General features: G+C 38.4%; 15 protein-coding genes and 1 pseudogene. 3 read left to right on the top strand and 13 right to left on the bottom strand.

The features are described from left to right. Nucleotides 1–70 precede the first annotated feature (70 nt). From QNJ50_RS00145 to QNJ50_RS00120, 6 genes and pseudogenes are all read right to left on the bottom strand, one after another. A complete protein-coding gene (locus QNJ50_RS00145) occupies nucleotides 71–487 on the bottom strand; it encodes a hypothetical protein (protein WP_300630766.1) in 417 nt (138 codons plus the stop codon). Nucleotides 488–734: 247 nt separating this feature from the next. After that, complete coding sequence (gene recF, locus QNJ50_RS00140; protein ID WP_300630763.1) at nucleotides 735–1,853, bottom strand: DNA replication/repair protein RecF; 1,119 nt, start codon at nucleotides 1,851–1,853, stop codon at nucleotides 735–737. Between the two features lie 238 nt (nucleotides 1,854–2,091). Next, nucleotides 2,092–3,396, bottom strand: coding sequence for a hypothetical protein (locus tag QNJ50_RS00135; protein WP_366914199.1), 1,305 nt, complete (start codon nucleotides 3,394–3,396; stop codon nucleotides 2,092–2,094). 36 nt (nucleotides 3,397–3,432) lie between these two features. Further along, nucleotides 3,433–3,522: pseudogene (locus QNJ50_RS28520) on the bottom strand (WD40 repeat domain-containing protein); the annotation flags it as partial. 21 nt (nucleotides 3,523–3,543) lie between these two features. Continuing rightward, entirely contained in the window at nucleotides 3,544–4,746 is a 1,203-nt protein-coding gene (locus QNJ50_RS00125) for a WD40 repeat domain-containing protein (RefSeq protein ID WP_300630760.1), read from the bottom strand. A gap of 17 nt (nucleotides 4,747–4,763) precedes the next feature. Beyond that, nucleotides 4,764–6,359 (bottom strand): AAA-like domain-containing protein, encoded by a 1,596-nt coding sequence (locus QNJ50_RS00120; RefSeq protein WP_366914196.1) that lies wholly within the window; start codon nucleotides 6,357–6,359, stop codon nucleotides 4,764–4,766. A 715-nt stretch (nucleotides 6,360–7,074) separates the two neighbouring features. On the opposite strand from QNJ50_RS00120, the gene QNJ50_RS00115 reads away from it, so the two are divergent. Continuing rightward, nucleotides 7,075–8,052 (top strand): hypothetical protein, encoded by a 978-nt coding sequence (locus QNJ50_RS00115; RefSeq protein WP_300630757.1) that lies wholly within the window; start codon nucleotides 7,075–7,077, stop codon nucleotides 8,050–8,052. Between the two features lie 276 nt (nucleotides 8,053–8,328). After that, on the top strand, nucleotides 8,329–8,877 hold the full coding sequence (locus QNJ50_RS00110; protein WP_300630754.1) for a hypothetical protein: 549 nt from the start codon (nucleotides 8,329–8,331) through the stop codon (nucleotides 8,875–8,877). 343 nt (nucleotides 8,878–9,220) lie between these two features. Here QNJ50_RS00110 and QNJ50_RS28515 read toward each other — a convergent pair whose 3' ends face one another. From QNJ50_RS28515 to QNJ50_RS00080, 6 genes are all read right to left on the bottom strand, one after another. Continuing rightward, nucleotides 9,221–9,334 carry a hypothetical protein gene (locus QNJ50_RS28515; RefSeq protein WP_366914198.1) on the bottom strand — a complete coding sequence of 38 codons (114 nt, stop codon included), beginning with the start codon at nucleotides 9,332–9,334 and terminating at the stop codon, nucleotides 9,221–9,223. Nucleotides 9,335–9,882: 548 nt separating this feature from the next. Beyond that, entirely contained in the window at nucleotides 9,883–12,405 is a 2,523-nt protein-coding gene (recG, locus tag QNJ50_RS00100) for an ATP-dependent DNA helicase RecG (protein ID WP_300630748.1), read from the bottom strand. A 90-nt stretch (nucleotides 12,406–12,495) separates the two neighbouring features. After that, nucleotides 12,496–13,635, bottom strand: coding sequence for a hypothetical protein (locus QNJ50_RS00095; protein ID WP_300630745.1), 1,140 nt, complete (start codon nucleotides 13,633–13,635; stop codon nucleotides 12,496–12,498). A gap of 496 nt (nucleotides 13,636–14,131) precedes the next feature. Next, nucleotides 14,132–15,073 carry a translation elongation factor Ts gene (tsf, locus tag QNJ50_RS00090; protein WP_300630742.1) on the bottom strand — a complete coding sequence of 314 codons (942 nt, stop codon included), beginning with the start codon at nucleotides 15,071–15,073 and terminating at the stop codon, nucleotides 14,132–14,134. Between the two features lie 305 nt (nucleotides 15,074–15,378). Next, the gene (rpsB, locus tag QNJ50_RS00085; protein ID WP_027843844.1) at nucleotides 15,379–16,164 is read right to left on the bottom strand and encodes a 30S ribosomal protein S2; all 786 of its coding nucleotides are present in this window, start codon (nucleotides 16,162–16,164) and stop codon (nucleotides 15,379–15,381) included. Between the two features lie 493 nt (nucleotides 16,165–16,657). Then, complete coding sequence (locus QNJ50_RS00080) at nucleotides 16,658–17,635, bottom strand: glycosyltransferase (protein ID WP_300630962.1); 978 nt, start codon at nucleotides 17,633–17,635, stop codon at nucleotides 16,658–16,660. Nucleotides 17,636–18,048: 413 nt separating this feature from the next. Between QNJ50_RS00080 and QNJ50_RS00075 the strand changes: the two genes are divergently transcribed. Further along, nucleotides 18,049–19,248, top strand: a complete 1,200-nt coding sequence (locus tag QNJ50_RS00075; RefSeq protein ID WP_300630736.1) for an argininosuccinate synthase — start codon at nucleotides 18,049–18,051, stop codon at nucleotides 19,246–19,248. Between the two features lie 125 nt (nucleotides 19,249–19,373). Here QNJ50_RS00075 and QNJ50_RS00070 read toward each other — a convergent pair whose 3' ends face one another. After that, on the bottom strand, nucleotides 19,374–20,000 hold the full coding sequence (locus tag QNJ50_RS00070) for a DedA family protein (RefSeq protein WP_300630733.1): 627 nt from the start codon (nucleotides 19,998–20,000) through the stop codon (nucleotides 19,374–19,376). Nucleotides 20,001–20,540: the final 540 nt, after the last annotated feature.

The raw sequence follows: 20,540 nt of genomic DNA, 5'->3' as shown, positions 1-20,540 counted from the left end.
GACCATAGCTATAAAATTTTAAGTGATCGCCTATGAATTTTAACCTTTAATCTCCCCTATTTTCTACTTTTCAAGAATTAAAAAGTGCTAGTACTTTAACAAAAACAGCTTGGTCAGTTCTAGTTGTCAGAATTAATTTTACTAAATTGATCAATTCCCAATCAATTGCACTGTCATTATCAATCGTCTTACTAGCTGCATAAAAACTGACATCGTTGATTTTTAATTCGTCAGTATTACCAGTTTGCCATCCAGATCTATCTTTATCCCAAGATACAGATTTACCACGCAACGTAAATTGAAACCAGACAATTTCATCATTAATGAGTTCGCAAAAAACATCAAAGTATGGCTCTTCTCCTTGATACCAAACCCTTGTGGCTCCTTTTTTATAGCCTTTTTTGAGAATTCCTGGCTCAATTTCTTGCAAAGATGCACCCAGATATGAGATCTCTTCTTTTTCTACTAAATCATTATTGTGAGACATTGCACAATTTATATAAATTCTTATTTGTTGACCGAACGAAAAATGTGTAATCTTTAAATTGGTATTACAAGTGAAATAATCACAGGTTAAACAATAACCAGGTCAGACAGGTATAGTCCGCGAACAAAATTCAACGGCTTTTTAACTAGCAATTTACTTTGATAGTTACTAATTTTTTAAATTATTCCTCTCCAAACTTCTACTTAGCCAATCTTAGCTACAAGTAGAATTTTTGACAAAGCTAACCCTATCCAGGAAAGATTTCGCCAGCTTTGACATGTAAAATTTGGGATGACTTGAGCCATTGAGAATCAAATGAACCCAAATGGGTAGTAGTGATTAAAGTTTGAAACCGATCTTGAATTGCATCTAATAATTGATTTTGCCGAGAAGGATCCAACTCTGCTAAAACATCATCTAACAGTAATAATGGTGGTTCTCCAACAACTTCTTCAATTAACTGTAATTCAGCTAATTTTAGGGCTAATACCAAAGTTCGTTGCTGACCCTGAGAACCATACTGACGGGCTGCTGTTTGATTGATTGTCAATTCTACTTCGTCTCTATGGGGTCCAACTAAGGTTGTACCCTGATGTAACTCAGCTACACTCCGTTGTTCAATTTTGGCGAAAAATGCTTGCTGTACCTGTTCTGGTTCGTTTTCTTCTAAGGGAATACTCGGCAAATATTTAATTTGTAATACTTCTGTAGAATTACTGATGCTAGCGTGCCAATTACTAGCAATGGGAGTTAGTCGTTGCAGGGCGCGATCGCGCCTTCGGATTACTTTTGTTCCAGCACTAACAAGTTGCGCATCCCATACAGCTAGTTCTTTGGGGGGAACCTTTAATTCGGATTGCTGATAACTCTTTAAAAGTGCATTGCGCTGTCGCAAAACTTTATTGTATTGCTGCAAAATGTGGGCATAAACTGGTTCTAGCTGAATTAGAAGGGTATTTAACCAGTTACGTCGTCCGTCGGGTCCTCCCCTAACTAATTCTAAGTCTAAACTGGAAAATTCAACTGCATTGAGAACCCCAAGGAAATCCATCTGACGGCGAAGGTTTTCACTGTTGAGATTAACGGTTCGCCGTCCGTTACGCCGCAAAGTTAATTTTAAGTCGCTGATACCCGCTTCTCTTTGTAGTGTAGCCAAAATCAAAGAAATATTTTCCCCATCACGAACTAAATCGCGATCGCGGGCGATCCTGTGAGTTCTCAAAGTTGCTAATAGCTCTACAGCTTCGAGTAAATTGGATTTTCCCTGAGCGTTATTACCCAAGAGTATGGTTTTGGGAGCAACAAAATCTACTCGTTGCTCTTGATAATTACGAAACTGTTTGAGGTGAAGAGTTTTGAGAAACATAAAGCGATCGACCGGGAAACGATAGCACTACGTATTTTGGTTAAAAGATTAATTAATTCCTTAAATCTTATATCTTAATGCTCGTTCGTATATTACTCTTAATGGCGACGGTGCGTTATGGCGTAATTGAAAGTTATCTCATAAATCCCCGATTTATTTTTGACTTCCCATTGTGGAGCGCTCAAATCAGAATTATTGTTCATATAATTGTCAATACAAGTACAAATGCTGTAAATTTTCATCCTTCATTCCGCAACTTCTCCAATACTTCCCTAGTAAATGGATTCTTACCTTCTCGCAAGGCTTTTACCCACCCCTGACGTTGTGCTTTATTTTCTTTGTTATTAGTCTGAGCGATTAATATCTTAAAATCGGGGATAGCTCCTTTATAATCCCCCGTTAACGCTCGAGCTAAACCCCTACTATCGCGAATATAACCATGATTTTGGGCAAGTTTAACGGCATTTTCACAGGCAAACATCACCTCTTTGGCAGATCCATTTAAACTACCTTGTCTACAAAGTTGATTCCAAGTATCAGCATCAATTTCTACTTTGGTATCGAGCTTTTGCGCTTGCTTGTAAGCTGTGATCGCATCTTTGATGCGCGTGCCGTTCGCTTCTTTTATCTTCTTTTCTCTAACAAGACTACCGCCTTCACTAACCAACTGTTCTGCTTTACCTTTATTCTCAAACAATTGTGCTTTCTTCTGGGGGTCAAACTTTAAGTCTTGATTCCATTTTAAAGCCGTCTTAAAAGTAACAATTGCTTCTTTAAAATTACCAGCTTTGGCTTCCTTTTCTCCGGCTTTTACCAAAAATGGTGCTGCTGCTTTGCGATTATATTTATTTTGACATACCTCTAGTTTTTGCAGATCCTTAGGATTAATTACCAAATAATCATTCAACCACTCACAACCCCTCGCCAGTAAATCATCTAACTCTTCCATCCGCCAAATCCGGGCGGTATTGTCATGTGAAGCGGTGAGAATGCGTTTTCCATCTGAGCTAAATCTGGCACTGTAGACACGGGATGGATGCCCTTTAAGAACAACTAACTCCTTGCCAGAGATATCCCAAACCCGGACAGTATTATCCCAGGAAGCAGTAAGAATACGTTTGCTGTCGGGGCTAAATCTGGCACTGTAGACACGGGATGTATGCCCTTCGAGAACAGCTAATTTCTTGCCAGAACTATCCCAAATCATAGAAGTTCCATCTTCAGAATTAGTAAGAATATATTTGCTGTTAGGGCTAAATCTGGCATTGTAGACACCCTTTGTATGTCCTTTAAGAACAGCTAATTCCTTGCCAGAAATATCCCATAACCGGACTGTATTATCCCAGGAAGCGCTGAGAATACGTTTACCGTCAGGGCTAAAACTGGCACTAATGACACTCTTTTTATGTCCTTTAAAAACAGCTAATTCTGTACCAGAGCTATTCCATAACCGGGCGGTATTGTCCGAGGATGCGGTTAGAATGCGTTTCCCATCGGTGCTAAATCTGGCACTTTTGACACGTTCTGTATGACCTTTGAGAATAGCTAATTCCTGACCAGAGATACGCCAAATTCGGGCTGTATTATCCTCTGATGCAGTGAGAATGCTTTTGCCATCTGAGCTAAATCTGGCGCTTACCACATGGTCTGCATGACCTTTGAGAACAGCTAATTCCTTGCCAGATTTATCTCAAACACGGGCGGTATTGTCCCAGGATGCAGTGAGAATGCGTTTGCCATCTGAGCTAAATCTGGCGCTTACCACACGTTCTGTATGGCCTTTGAGAACAGCTAATTCCTTGCCAGAGTTATCCCAAACACTGGCGGTATTGTCCCAGGATGCAGTGAGAATACGTTTGCCATCAGTGCTAAATATGGCGCTTACCAAACGTTCTGTATGACCTTTGAGAACAGCTAATTCCTTGCCAGAGTTATCCCAAATTCGGGCAGTTTTGTTCCAGGAAGCAGTGAGAATACGTTTGCCGTCGGGGCTAAATGTAGCACTGATAATACGCTCTGTATGACCTTTGAGAATAGCTAATTCTTCACCAGAGATGTTCCAAATTCTACTACTCCCGTCGTCAGAAGCAGTTATAATACGTTTACCATTAGCACTAAATATGGCACTAATAACACCGGATGTGTGTCCTTTGAAAACAGCTAATTCCCGACCAGAGATATCCCAAACCCTGGCAGTACCATCATATGAAGCAGTAAGAATTCGTTTACCATCAGTGCTAAATCTGGCGCTTACCACACGTTCTGTATGGCCTTTGAGAACAGCTAATTGATTGCCCGAACTATCCCAAATCCGTGCTGTTTTGTCCTGTGAAGCGGTGAGAATTAGTTTGCCATCTGAGCTAAATCTAGCCCTATTGACACTGTCTGTATGGCCTTTAAGAACAGCTAATTGATTACCCGAACTATCCCAAATCCGTGCTGTTTTGTCCTGTGAAGCAGTGATAATTAGTTTACCACCTGAGCTAAATATAGCGCTATTGGCACTGTCTGTATGGCCTTTGAGAACAGCTAATTGATTGCCCGAACTATCCCAAATACGGGCTGTATTGTCTTGTGAAGCAGTGATAATTAGTTTACCATCTGAGCTAAATCTAGCGCTATTGACACGTTCTGTGTGGCCTTTGAGAACAGCTAATTGGTTGCCCTCACTATCCCAAATCTGGGCTGTATTGTCTCTTGAAGCAGTGAGAATGCGTTTCCCATCTGAGCTAAATCTGGCGCTTACGACAGCAGATGTATGGCCTTTGAGTCGATTGCGCTCCTTGATATCGTATAAAATTTCCTTTAAAGCTTTAAAAGGACTGGAAACTGGATAATTTTCTACAGAACGACCTTTGCCGACAAGCTGTTGTAAACCTTGCCCAGCCTCCATTGCTGAGATCAATCCGTCTATTTGGTAAGTGTCAAATTGTGCCAATTGCGCAGCATACCAAAAAAGTCATTTCGAAAAGGTGTATCAAATACCTTATCCACTTCATCCATTGCTAACACCAATGGGCTATTCAATTCCTTTAATATGTAACGACTGATGTAGCGGGTACAACGCTGGATATGACTAATCTTTTTGCGCCAATATTCATCTACTCGGTCTTCTATATCTAGTTCTTCACTTATCCAAGAACAAAACCGACGTAGAAAAATTTCATCTGAAGCGAGGTCGGCTTTACCTAAAAGTTGAAAATCCAAAAATAGTACCCGTTTACTATTTTCTCTTGCTGCTTTTAAGATCCGATTTAATAAAGAACTTTTACCTACTTGACGTGGTCCCTTTATCGAGATTGTTACACCCTCCTGAGCAATAGTACTCAGGGCAATATTGTCAGCCCGTCGTTCTATATAAAAAGCAGACTTGAGTTTCATTGTTCCTTCTGGAATCTCCAATGCTCCTGGCTGTGCAGAAGGAAAAGGACGTGGTAAATCAGATGATTTATCTAATGTCAATAAATCGACTTGATTTTTTCTGGGAAGACTTAAATCATTACTATAAATAGCTTGCTTTAACTGTGCTATTAAATCTGCTGTATCCTGCTCATCATTCCAATACGCCCAGTTAATACGATTCAAATAAGCACTTAGAGGATATTGAAATGGCTGACGGTATGCTAACCGCACTGGGAGGATAGCAGGTTTCCTTGACTGCTCTTGAGCAAATCGCTGCGCCATGCGGATTTCCGTTTCCACCATCTCACTGTGGACTGAATGTTCGCTAAGCAAGACAATCAGGAAATCAGCTTGGCGAATTTCTGCTTCAATCATTTCAGCCCAGGGTGTACCTACAGAGATATTCTGGTCAATGAAAACTTGATGTTGTGATGACAGTGCTTGTAATATTTGTAGCGCAACAGGCTCATCTGGGTTTACATCCCGTTTGTAGCTAATGAAAATACGTTTACCTGTACTCTCTTTAAAAGTTACGTTTTTATTTTTTATATTTTTACTTTTTAAGACTGGAGTAGAAGATTCGGGAATCTTTTCTAAATCAAGTGACGCACAACCAAACTCAAATCCATCTTCAATACTTCTACCTGCTCCTAAAGCATCATAAAATCCCACGGCAAACTTAATTGCAGCATTATCGCCAATTGCTGTATTCATCCCAATCACATAATTAATGTGTTGGTAAATTGCTTCGGCTTGCATCTCTGAATAACATGCATTGAGTACTACACACTCAACCTTAGGAAACAATTTAAACAATCTCGCCAAAGCTTCTGCACTTACCGATTGCATTTGTCCAGAATTATTCTCTAGAACTAAACCCTGACTACCGTCACCATGTCCTGAGAAATGTACAATTTCTGGATCGTGATCCAACAACGCACGACGCAAATCATCGACTCGTACCGCCCATTTGGAGATAATTTCAAATTCCTCTCGACGCTTAGAACGCTCTAAACCTGCTTGGATTTCGCGCACTTCTAGATCCAAGCGTAGCTTGGATGTATCTGTAGGATTTGCTGATAAAAGCAGGATTTTTTTAACCATGCGTTCAAAGAAAGAAAAAGTGTAACTAATTCTCTTATAGGTATTGTAAAGTCGTTCTTTGCAAAAACTGGTATTTATCTACACATATTAATTTCTCACTACACAAACCTATAGGAAGCTGTATTAGATTTATTCCAATAACTCCTTTACTTTTCTATAAAGCAATACGGTTCAGATAAGCCTAAATTTATTCGTAGAGATGCGACAGAGGCTAACGCCGACGCCGCAGGCTCTGTCGCGTCTCTACAGGGTTAATTGTTTAAAAAAGTCTTAACTGAACTGTATTGTTCTATAAAGACATGTTGTCTGCCGGACCCACAACCACAAAACCAAATGCATAGGTTAAAAATTTTCTACCATATATTAAATGTAAATATACATGTTTACGGTTGACAAATAAAAATGTATGTGATTATTCATTTCCGGAATAGGTAAAATTTCACTTGGATATATAGTTAGAGAGCTTTGAAGAAAGAATATTACTTCTCTCCAGAAATCTCATCAGTAAAAATCAGCAAACAAGCTTTAGTTTTATCCTTTAGCTTTATTGCTTAAATCATTAGGTTTAATCCTATAAGACATCAAATGCTGTTGTATTAAAATTCCTGCAAGCATTCGTATCAATAAAAGTTGATGTTATTTTTACTTGCGTCAATAAAAATGAATTTTTTGAACGTTTAACTATTTTTAATTTCTTAATAATTAGGAGAATATTATGCTTTGTAAGAAAGTTGCATTGATAAGTTTAATTACCATTTCTACCGGTATCATCCTTCCTGTATTTCCCGCTTTTGCAAGAACTCTAAACCAAGAAATCAATGCTCAGGAAATTGCTTCAGAGGGTGTTCTATATGCAAATAAAAATTGGAAACATCCTAAACCTCATCATAAGAAACCTCATCATAAGAAGCCTCATCATCCAAAACCTCATCACAAGCCCCATCAACCTCACCAGAATATCAATAAAACGACTGTTGTTACTCCTGTGAAATCTAGTTCTAACTCTCATAGCAGTTCTAACTCCAACAGTATTTCTAAATCTCGTAGCAGTTCTAATTCCCGCAGTTCAAGTAACTCCAGTGCAAGAGTTAATAACAGTGGAAATAGTAGCAACACCAACACCAATTCCAACATTAGCCAAGGTGGTAGTGCTACAGTTGGAGGTCAACAAAGCCAACAATCTGTAACAACTGGTTCAACCTCTGTTTCACCTTCTACAAGAGTGAAAGTAGATGGAGACAAGTACAATAGTGTACATTTCGGCGACCAAGCCCCAGGAACGGGTTCTGAAGCTTTTTCCTTCCAATATCGTTCAGCTTGTGGAGCTAGTGTTAATTATCGTCAAGGTTTTGCTCTCAAACCAAGACGTATTGCTGCTGGAGGTTTAGGTTTTGCTTTAGATGTTTCCAGCACTAGTATGGACACTATCGAAAGTCGCGAAGGTGTTCAAAAGAAGATGGATACTGCATTTATCACAGCGATGAAAGTTGTTGATAATCAAGAAATCTTCCAACAACGTCTGAACAGGGGTGTAGTATCTTATCAAGAGGCTCAAGCTTATGCGATCGCAAATTGCGCTCCCCATTATCCTATTGTTCGCAAAACAAGCACTCCTTCAAAAGTACAAATTAGACGTTACGTTATTAAACAACCTCGCCGTTCTCGCGTTTGTACAGCAAGGGGTTGTAACTAACTTCAACAAAGAACTAATACGAGTGGATTGGATCGAACAAAAGATAAAATTATGCTCGTCTATAGTTCCGATGAAGAGAGTCGTACTTCTCGATTCTCCTCATGAAGGATGAAAAATTCTCAATATTAATTTCCGATATTAATTTCCGATATTACACTTCATCCTTCATGCTTTGTTCTTGATTACTCCTGTAAATTTAATCTTTCCCAAACATTAGCAATGAAATTTATTTTAGATTTTAGGTTTTGCACCATGTGCAATAGGGTCGCGATCACTATGCTTTTAGCCCTTGGCTTTGTAAATGTCCTGGCTCCTCAAGCCTTTGCAGAAACATCATTAACTTCATCTCAGAGTGTCTCAGTATTGCTCAATAGAGATGATTCCTCTGCAAAAGTAATTAAACGAGAAGTTATTCCTGGAACTTTTAACTTGACTCGTCAAAATGGCTGTATTGTTCGAAACCCTATATTGACAACATTTTTAGATGATGGAACAACCCTACAAACTCCTGCAGGAATAACTGTTGTAGGAAATAGTCTTTCCCTGTGGCGAAATGAATATAAACAACCTTGGCAATCTAAACTAACTGATTATGAGGGAGGAGAATATAAAATTATGATTCTCAAAATCGGAAAACATCCTTCAACTTTGCTTAAAAATGAAGAAAGTGAAGAAAAACTGATAGATTCACAAACCTCATGTAATGCGGCTATTTATAAGGTTTATCGCAGTAATCTAAGGTTAATTAAACCAATATCAGAACCACAAAAAAGTGATTTTTCTTTGTCTTTTAGTGAAGGTTGGGAAAGACACTTCTCCCGCTAAGGTTTCTCTTACTAATAAGTAGTTTTTAATTATTTTTTCACATGTATTTTCTCTCAAACATTATATTTATTTGGCTATTATAAAAATGTTTTCTAATTGGAATAAAGTACCAAAATTTTCCTTGAATATTGGATTGACCTTAATTATTCTCATATTAAATAGTGTTTTTGGGGAAAATCAGAAATCACATGCAGCGCAAATATATACTTATGACATAAATAATTTTAATGGCGATGCAAATATTTACTCCAATCCAAGTATTACTGAAGAAAATAATAAATGTCTGAACGGATTAATTAATCAATTACCTCAAAAAGGAGATATTGAAAGTACCCAAGCATGTCTAAATACCTTTGGTTACAACCCTGATACAAATATCACATCCCCTGTAATGATTATTTTTGAAATTGGTGGAACTGAGATTGGCGGAACCGAGATTGGTGGAACTGAGATTAATAGAACTAAGATTGGTAAAACTTCACCACAACTCACAACCACCATCATTTACAAAAGTCAGAACGGTAAAATTAATCGGGAAAAATTTCGAGCAGTGGGAGCTCGTTACAGTCAATGGTACGCTCCGGAAGGAATGTACACAATCGATTATATTGTGCCGGATAGTAGCCCTAGTTTTAAACCTGCTTATGCAAATTTTTACTCTCCACCAAACCAAACAGATAAAAATGGTTATCCTGTGAAACTTGGGTTTCATGGACGGAAGGGAAATTTAATGGCTGGAAATGGTTCTAATGGTTGTCATCGTCATAGCGTAGGAGACATGAAGCGAATTATGACGATTATCAAAAAAGCTGGTAGAGATGCAGGTTTACCCAAGAATTGGTACAAGGATACTTTACCAGTAGCTATTATTTAATTAATTCCAATTTCCCTTTAGGTTGCTAAATTTGGTTTATGAAAGGGAACAGGAAACAGGGAACAGATTCAAAAAATTTAGAGATAATATAAGTTTTAAAACAAACATGATATTCAACTAAAAGAATATTTTTAGGTCAATATCGCTCCACCCATTAAACGGTTATATCGATACTTGAGTTCTTCCCGCATCAAATACCAACGTTCTAAGGTAACGTCTATTTCTATTACCTTTTCTGCAGCTTGTCGAGCTAAAATTAATACCTCTTCATCTTCTACTAAACTAGCCAAGGTAAAATCTGGTAATCCCGACTGACGGGTTCCTAAAACTTCTCCAGGTCCGCGAAACCGCATATCCATTTCTGAGATAAAAAAACCATCCTGGGACTGTTCCAAGACTTTCAATCTTTGTTGAGCATCCGCGCTGCGGGAACTACTCATTAACAAACAATAGGATTTTGCCGCACCCCGACCAACCCGTCCCCGTAACTGATGCAACTGTGACAAACCAAATCTTTCAGCATTTTCAATTAGCATCACAGTCGCATTAGGGACATCAACACCTACCTCTACTACTGTTGTAGATACTAAAATTTGGGTTTGGCGATCGCGAAATTGGGTTATAGCTCCATCCTTATCTGCGGAGGTCATCCGTCCGTGGAGTAAACCTACCTGAAATTCGGGAAATATAGTTTCTTGCAGCTTTTTATATTCTTCCACTGCTGAACGCAAGTCAAGTTTTTCCGATTCTTCTACCAAGGGTAATACTATATAAACCTGTCTCCCTTGGACGATTTCGCGACGAATCAAATCGTAAGCATGGGAACGTTGATTACCTGCAAGAGCAGTGGTTTGAATTTTTTGTCTTCCTGGTGGTAACTCATCAATTTGACTAACATCTAAATCCCCATGTAAGGTCAGGGCTAAAGTACGGGGAATTGGTGTCGCTGTCATTGTTAAGACATGGGGTTGCTCGCCCTTTTGTTGTAATAAAGCCCGTTGTTTCACGCCGAAACGATGCTGTTCATCGATCGCAATTAAACCCAACCTTTGAAAATTAACTGGATCTTGAATCAAAGCATGGGTACCTACTAATAAAGGTAATTCCCCAGTTTCCAATTGAGCATGAATTTCTCGCCGTTTTGCTGTTTTCGTCGAACCAGTCAGCAACTCAACTGGTAAATGCAATAAATTAAACCAACCAACTAGCTTACGATAATGCTGTTCTGCTAAAACCTCCGTAGGAGCCATTAATGCAGCTTGATACCCAGATTGAATTGCAGCTATGATGGCGATCGTCGCCACTACAGTTTTTCCCGAACCAACATCGCCCTGCACTAAACGATTCATTGGCGCAGATTTTTGCAAATCACTAAGAATATCATTAACAACTCTGTGTTGAGCGCCGGTGAGTTGAAAAGGTAAAATTTCGTAGAATTTTTCGATTAATTTACCCCTAGGACTAAATTGGGCGCTAGTCTGAATTTTCTTCGCCTGTTGCTGACGTTGCAGTAAACCTAGTTGTAAGTAGAAAAATTCATCAAATACCAACCTTCTTCGCGCTGCTTGCAAAGTCATGCTATCGCTGGGGAAGTGAATATTTGCGATCGCATCTTTAAGTTCGAGTAACTGATACTTTTTGCGCAAACCACTGGGTAGGGGGTCTTTAAGAAAAGCTGTAGCGGGTAAAGCAGCAATCACAGCCTGACGCACCATATTTGCTACAATGCCCTCAGTTAAAGTATAAATTGGAACTACCCTGCCAATAGTCAAAGATTCAATAGCATCTCCAGGACTAGCCAATACTTCTAACTCTGGGTCATCCAAAGTTAATCCATACTTCCCTTCTTTGACTAACCCACAAGCTGCTAAAGTTGAACCAACTGGATAGCGACGCTTCACACTTTCTTGCCAAGCTCTACTACTGAAACGTCTACCAGCAAAAAAGCGGTTAATTTTGAGTATGCCAGTTTTATCTTTTAATTGCAGTTCCAGGATACTCAAATTTTGATTACGGGGACTAGTAAAACAGTTACAACGTTTAACCGTTGCAACCAAGGTAACTGTTTCCCCAGCCTGTAATTCAATAATATTTACCTGTCGCGCATAATCAATGTGATCGCGAGGATAGTAATACAGTAGATCGCGGACAGTATACAAACCCAAACTCTCAAGTTTCTTCGCCCGTCGATAACCAATTTCTGCCAAATCTTTAAGTTGTTGTTCTAACTTAGGCGCTAAATGTCGAGAAACTTCAGAGGGAATAGTTGATTTAGTTTTGGGAATGGAAACTCCAGGATTAGAAGGAGAAGAGTAAGAATTCCCGTTCTCAGCAGCTTTGTGAGTTTTAACTTGCAGCCGTTGATTTTGTTTTTTCTCAACAGTTTGTTGCAATTGCTGTAAATATCTGCGGGTTTGAGCAACTAAGTGCTGTCTATCCCCCTGCGCCAAATTTGGATAATTTGCAAATAGAGTAGCTTTATTCTGCCATTGAATCCGCTCTGAACTTGGTAAACCAATTGGAAATTTTCCAAAGGTTAAACTGAGAAACTCACTGAAACGGTATTGTCTTCCCATCAAGTCTACAAAACCTTTTTCAGCTTCAATAGCCAAAGCTTTATGCAATCTTACCCAATCTGGTCGCTCGCTAGTCATTTTTCACTGGTCACTTTCACTGGTTACTTTTTTATTTATTAACTTAAAGTAATCCTGACTGCTTGTTGTCACACATCTTAGTTACAAATCCTAATCCTCATACCAGCTAGATCTCCATGCAGCCTCAGCTTTAGCTACTGATAGTTCTCGCTGGATTTTCTGGTATTCTCGACCAACCTTAGCCAGTCTACTAGAAATATTACGAATTTTTTTTCTCTTTGCTGATAGCTCAGTATCGGCAAATTCTATTTCTCCCAAACGCAGGTTGACTGCCATAATTTTCATCAAACCGCGAACAGAATCTGACTTTTGTTCTGGTTCAATTTCAATTGCTAAGTTTAACAAATTTGGTGGCCCTGGCATTATTTCTGCCGATGCTTCTGAAGACGCAGCAGCAGCTTCAAGTAGAGATGGTGGTAATTTTTTAGGCAGTATCCTAGATTTTTGAAGTATGCGATTAGCATCGCGGGAAACTACCCTAAGAAGCTGTTGGAGGGATAATTCCAAATATTGCTGCCATTTTGCTAGTTCTACAGGGTTGGATGTATCTAATGTTTTTGGTTTAGAAGGATACTTAGAAGCCGCATTTCTCGCCGCTGCAAATAAATCCATTGCTTTATCTGCAATTGATGCATTCACCAGCACAACTTCATCCAAACGAACTTCTGATAATTCGCCCGATTCTTTGACCGACTCAGACTTATCTTGTTCTTTGTCGTTGTTTTCTGCTTTATTTTTTTCTTCGTCTGTTTTATCTCGTGCAGCTTTAGCGATCAAATCCATCGCTGCGGCTAATTCTGCTTCCGTCAATGGTAAGTCAGCAGTTATTTTGATGTTCCCATCTGTTGTAATTTCTAGAATTTGTTCGTCACTAATTTCTTCTATTTGAATTTTTTCTTCATCTGCATTTTCTTTTTCATATTCTCCATCTTCTTCATCTTCTTCGTCATCAACTTTGAGAAGTTCCTTTAATTCTGAATCGCTACGTTGACCTAGCTTACGGATATTTTGTTGTAGTTTTTGTTTTTGGTTCAAAGATAGTTTCAAGAAATTATCTGGATAACCTTGGGTACACAAGTGATAAATTGCCAGAATCAATTGTTTACTAACAGATTTTCCCAAATTTTCTACATAGCCACCATATACTTCTTGAAGCTCTTCCCCAATTCCTTCAATAACTTCTTCTAAACTTGTAATATCTTGTTCAATTCGCTCAATTCCTCTTGCCATACTTTTTATGCTGTTAACGACAGGACACTGAAAAATTGGTAGGTAATTTATAGCAAAATTGCAATTCTATCTATAATTTTGTACTTACATCTTCAGAGGATGTTAATTTGAGATACTTTTAAACGACTGCTGATTAATTTTTATAATATGCGTAAGCGAAATTCGAGATTGTTAAAGCTGTGAAATTAGAACCTTTAGGGATAAGTAATTCGATAGGTTTGTCAGTATTAGGTTTGTCAGTATATTTTAAAATCGAAAATATTTATAAATAGCACATCGAACAAATTTTAATCAAAGTCAGAAATTCTTGTTTTGCTTATTCCCATATTGCCTGAAACCCTTAAAGATAAAATACAGGCCAGCAAATTTAGCTTGACCTGTCTTTAAATTAATTTGGGAAATAGCATCAAAAATTTACAATTTTGAATTTACCGCTAAATACCCTGCCAATAAATAAAACCGTTATGGAGAGCTATTTTATTACCCCATAAAAGTATTATTTACCACCAAGAGCGGCAACTTCATCTGCAAAATTATCTTCTTGCTTTTCAATCCCTTCACCCAAGATGTAACGAACAAAGCGATTAACTTGAATCTTGGTTCCTAATGCTTTGCTGGTTTGTTTAATTAAGTCTTCAACTGCAATACTTTGATCACGAATGAAAGGCTGATCGACCAAAGTCATTTCTTTGAGACGCTTATCAATACGTCCCTGAACGATTTTTTCTTTAATGTTGTCTGGCTTCTTAGCCAAATCATCTCTTCCCATTTCAATTTCCTTCTCTTTTTGGACAATCTCGGTGGGAATTTGATCTGTACTTACGTACTCAACATTTGGACAAGCAGCAATCTGCATCGCGATGTTGCGTGCTAGGGTTTTAAAATCTTCATTAGTAGCTGCTGAATCGCTATCACAAGCTAACTCAACCAGTACACCTACACGACCACCGGTATGAATATAGCTATCAACAATACCTTGCTTACCTTCTTCAAGAGCAAAGCTAACAAAGCGACGAACGCGCATATTTTCACCCAACTGGGCAATCATTTGCTGAATATATTCTTCAACTTTGATACTTTCATCTTCAACGTAAGCACTGGATAGCAAAGAATCAACGCTGTCACTCTTAGAAGCTTGTTTTGCTAAACTTTGCACTAAAGATTTGAAAGCTTCGTTACGCGCCACAAAATCAGTTTGACAATTAACTTCTAACAAATTGCCAACTCGACCTGATGGTTCAATATAAGTATCTACTAAACCTTCTGCTGCAACACGATCGCTTTTCTTACCTGCTGATGCAATACCTTTTTGTCGCAGCCATTCTATAGATTTTTCGATGTCACCATCATTTTGCTTTAGTGCTTTTTTGCAGTCCATCATACCTGCACCTGTTTTTCGGCGCAGTTCTTGAACTTGTTTTGCAGATATTTCCGCCATGTTGCCTCGATTCCTCGTGTTATTAATAGTTGTAATGGCTTACGAATCCTGAGTATCTATATATTACTCAGGAGCGGGACAATTTATCTTTCTCGGATCTGGGATTTTCGATATATGTCCTGGATCGATTTGAGATTTTATTTTATGAAGTCAGATGGAAATTAATAGATCGAATGAAATTAATAAACAAATTAATCATACCCCCGTTTTTTAAACGGGGGATTTAGCAGAAATCCAAAATTGGACGCAGGAAGCTGAACAGGCTTGACAATGATTACTTAAAAGACCCTATTCAAAAGGTGAATTTATTCTCCTCCTTCTTCAGAGGCTTCTCCATTTTCAGAAAAATCGCCTTCTTCATCTTCGTAATAATCATCCATTGCGCCTTCATAGTCATCCACTTCCAACTGTCCGTGACGACCTTCATAAATCGCATCCGCTAACTTACCAACAATTAACTTAATTGAGCGGATAGCATCATCATTTGCTGGAATGGGAATGTCGACCACATCAGGATCGCAATTTGTATCCAACATGGAAACAATTGGAATATTTAGTTTTTGACATTCCTGAACGGCATTATATTCGCGTCTTTGGTCTACGAGTACAACCAAATCCGGAATTTTGCGCATTGTTTTAATACCACCCAAATATTTTTGCAGCTTTGCCATTTCTCGCCGCAACATAGAAGCTTCTTTCTTGGGTAGTAGATCCAAAGCACCACTTTCTTCGCGGCGTTCTAAATCTTTCAGGCGTTCTACTCTAGTCTTAATTGTTGACCAATTGGTTAGCATTCCCCCCAACCAACGTTGGTTGATGTAGTAAGAACCACAGCGAGTAGCTTCCTGAGCAATAATTCCTGCTGCTTGACGCTTAGTACCAACAAACAGAACTTTCTTTCCTGATTCTGATTGCGATCGCATAAAGCTGTAAGCCTCTTCCATCAATTGTGCTGTTTGCACTAAATCGATGATATGTACACCATTACGAGCAGTGTAAATGTAACGAGACATTTTCGGGTTCCATCTACGGGTTTGATGCCCAAAGTGAACGCCCGACTCCATCATTTGAGCCAAAGATACTACTGGCATATTCCTTTTTACTCCTTTTCGGGTTTAACCTCCACCCAGAAGCATTTCTCAGTTCCTTTCGAGAAACACCCGAAATTCTGGATGTGCGAGATATGAAAACGATACTAAATTAGCACATTTTGTTGAAGTTGGGGACTGGGGACTGGGGATTGGGTATTAGGGATTAGGGATTAGCCATCTTGTTAGATAATAGGACTTACGCAACTGGCATATTTTTCCTGTAGGGTGTGTGACGCTGTGAAAATATCTGAACGTAAGAATCAGACTTATAGCGTCACGCACCGACCACCAATTGTGACAACTTGCGTAAGTTCTGGATAAAATAGGGATTTGATTTGAATTATTTACTCGTTGTTAAGGGGTTTAAGCGGTTCTGAATATGACAGACTTTTAACTAGCAACTTAAGTTATCAATAGATTGAAAAAGAAGATTAAAAATTATCTTCCCAGTCGCCAATCCACAATCCCCAATCCCCAGTCCCCAATCTCCCCATCATTTCTGAGCTTCCGCATAAGCTTCATAAACCCCTTGGACGTTATACCAATTGAGAAAAACACGAGCTACTTCCAAAGCTAGTTGAGGTTTTCCGGACTTTATCAGCCACTTGAGCAATGGAGCCATAGTTTTTTCATTAAGAGTACCGTTGAGGGAGAGAAGACCCCAGAGAATGCGGTGCAACCAGGTCATCTGGATCATCATTCGCACATTCCAAGTAGGATGTTTCTGATAAAATAAAACACCCATCCGTCCCCTTTGAATTTCTTTATCAATTAAGCTTGGAATTTGTTCTAAATTAAATGGTGGATGCCAATGATAACCAACCGCTTCCGGACATTTAATTAGTTTTAAACCTAAGTTTTTCAGTCTTACACCGAGTTCTAAATCTTCCCACCCATATAACTGAAATTCAGTATCAAACAGTCCTGCTTTTTCTAACCAATGTTTGGGAATCGCAACATTTCCCGTCGCAAAAAAAGCTGCAGAGTAATCTGTGAGCTTGTATGGCTCTGATGTGGGATTGTCAAAATTACAAGTATTAACTACAGCACCATAGGTAAAAAAGCAGTCACTTCCGAGCTTTTCTTTACCTTTCAACAGAGCCTTAGTATGGGCTGTTAAAAATTTTTCTGTAACAACTAAATCGCTATCAATAAAAATAATTATGTCACCCTTTGCCTCTTTGACACCCAAATTCCTTGCTATTGCTGGACCTTGATGGTCTTGTTGGAAAACTCGTACGTGTGGAAATTCTACTTTTTGAGTTTCTAGCCACTCTAATGTTCCATCAGTAGAACCATCATCTACCAAGACAATTTCGTAACCTTCTATGCAATTTGGATTGGAGACTTCTTCACTTATTAAATTCTGTGCCTCTAAAGCCTTCAGACATTTTGCCAATATTGGCTGACGATTATAAGTTGGAATAACAATACTAAAAAACACTATCTCACCCACAACAGTTTTGCCAATATTCAGAATAGGACAGTAGTGGTTTTTGGACTGTTCCTTTGGAATACAAATGAAGGGATTGGCGTTAGCCATAAGTACAGCGTGCCGCCGCAAGCGGCATATAGTGCACAGCATTAATATGGGAAGATAAATTTTGAATTTCTTGAGTCACCAAAATATATGTATACAGAATTACTTTTTTATACATTATTTACGCTGTGAGTAAGTTATACGGCACTAGACTCTAGTCGATAAAAATAATGGCTAATCCCCAGTCCCCAGTCCCTAATCCCCAATCCCCAATCCCCAATCCCTATCAAAAAGTATACAGGTTAACTATTGTTGTCAAGGAATAAGTAGAAGTACTGAAGAGAAAATACTTAGATTAATTAGATAATAGTAGCTCGTAGTATTGCAGCATCGAGAAATTACTAATGGGTCGCGCCAAAAAGGTTGTCTTGGCATATTCTGGGGGAGTAGATACATCCGTTTGCATTCCCTACCTCAAAAATGAGTGGGGTGTAGAAGAAGTAATCACCCTAGCCGCAGATTTAGGTCAAGGAGATGAATTAGAGCCAATTCGAGAAAAAGCTCTTAAATCTGGAGCGAGTGAGTCTTTAATCGCAGATGTTAAGGAAAGCTTTGTTAAGGATTATGCTTTTGGAGCAATTAAAGCAAATGCGCTTTATGAAAATAGCTATCCTCTAGCAACAGCTTTAGCACGTCCGTTGATTGCTCAAGCATTAGTAGAAGCAGCTGAAAAACATGGTGCAGATGCAATAGCACATGGCTGTACTGGTAAAGGTAACGATCAAGTACGTTTTGATGTTGCGATCGCAGCTTTAAATCCTAACCTGAAAATTCTTGCGCCTGCAAGGGAATGGGGAATGAGTCGCGAAGAAACTATTGCTTATGGAGAAAAATTTGGGATTCCTTCACCTGTGAAGAAATCTTCTCCCTACAGTATTGACAAAAATCTACTTGGTCGGAGTATAGAAGCTGGAATTTTGGAAGATCCAGCTGTCGAACCACCGGAAGAAGTCTATGATATGACCAAAGCGATCGCAGATACTCCTGACGAACCTGAGTATTTGGAAATTACGTTTAGACGGGGTATTCCTCATTCTGTGAATGGAGAAGTTAAACACCCAATCCAATTAATAGAAACACTAAACCAAGTGGTTGGTAAACATGGTGTCGGCAGAATCGATATGATTGAGAACCGCTTGGTTGGAATTAAGTCGCGGGAAATTTATGAATCTCCGGCGATGGTAGTTTTAATTCAAGCACACCGGGATTTAGAAAGTTTAACTCTGACCAAAGATGTTACTCAATATAAACGCGGTATTGAAGAAACCTACAGCCAAATTATTTATAACGGTTTGTGGTACAGCCCTTTAAAAGCTGCATTAGATGCATTTATTGACAAAACTCAAGAAAATGTTAGCGGCACTATCAAGTTAAAACTATTTAAAGGTAATGCGATTATTGTTGGAAGAAAATCTGACGTTTCTCTTTATAGTCCAGATTTAGCAACTTACGGTTCCGAAGATAAATTCGATCATAAAGCTGCTGAAGGTTTCATCTACGTTTGGGGATTACCTACACGTATTTGGTCACAGCAAGATAGATAAAAGGAAAGGAAAACCTAAACAGGGTGAGGATATGGGATAAAAATACCCATTATCCAAACCCAATTACCAATTACTAATTACCAATTACCAATTACCAACTACCAATTACCAATTACCAATTCTAATTAATTATTAATTTTTTGGGTGTGGCGAGACTCTAACCACATTGGGATAAATACAACTGCAGCTAATACAAACAAAGCTAAAAATGCGAATTCACTAACCCATTGAACTAATTGTTCTAAAGGAATAAGTTTACCCGCGAAAAAAGCCAAAGTTACCATAGTCAAAGACCAAGTAGCAGCCCCAGCGAGATTGTAAATAAAAAATTTCCAAAATGGCATTTCTGCGATCCCAGCTAGTGGAGCCGCAAATATTCGCAATAAAGCAAAGAATCTTCCAAAAAAAACTGCTTTACCAGCATTTTCACTAAATTTATCTTTAATACTTAAAATTTTATCTTCCGTAATTCTAAATATACGGCTAACTCGCACCAACAATACCCAACCACCAACTTTACCAATCCAGTAGCCTATAGTACCACCAATAGCTGCGCCGGCTGCTGCATCACCTAAAACTAACCAGTAATTTAATTCATCACTACCGGCTAAAAACCCACCGACTAAGGTCACTGTTTCTCCAGGAATGGGAATTCCCAAATTTTCTAATAAGATTCCCACAAAAACAGCCCAATAACCGTAGTTATGAGATAATTCCTGGATGTTTTCCAGTGAAATAAAATCGAGAGACATTCAATTACACCATAACTTACAACTTAATTTACAATTTGTTATTTTTCTTATATATTGAATCTTTTTCTAGCAACCTGTCAATATTTAGCTATGAGTCTTTAGTTATGAATCTATGGATAATATAAGAAATTAAGAGACTTAATATTTACAAATAAATACTTAGTTAATCCTTTAACCTTGAGATTTCAAGTCTTGATATTTCAAGTTTTTTAACTAAGTTGTAAGTGATAATTTTCGTACCCTATTCCAAATCATTCATCAATGTGTAACAATTAATGTCTGCTTGATAATATACGTAAGTCCCTTTATGAGTACCAATACCGAACCGGGCGCAATATTGTTCATAACAGTTTTACAAAATGACTCATAAATTATAAAAATTTAGTAAAAGATACAGATGCTACCGAAATATTTAACCTCTTATGCATATATTGGTAACAGATAGTACAAACTGTACGGCATGAATACTGATCTTGTTTATCCCAACTGTCTTGCGAATGCTACTCAGATAACTGAGTAGTAATGCTCATTTATGCAGTT

Origin of the sequence: Mastigocoleus sp. MO_188.B34 (assembly GCF_030065675.1) — a bacterium.
Lineage (GTDB): Bacteria > Cyanobacteriota > Cyanobacteriia > Cyanobacteriales > Nostocaceae > Mastigocoleus.
The sequence above is the reverse complement of the archived record's forward strand: the minus strand, read 5'-3'. Positions and strand labels throughout refer to the sequence as shown.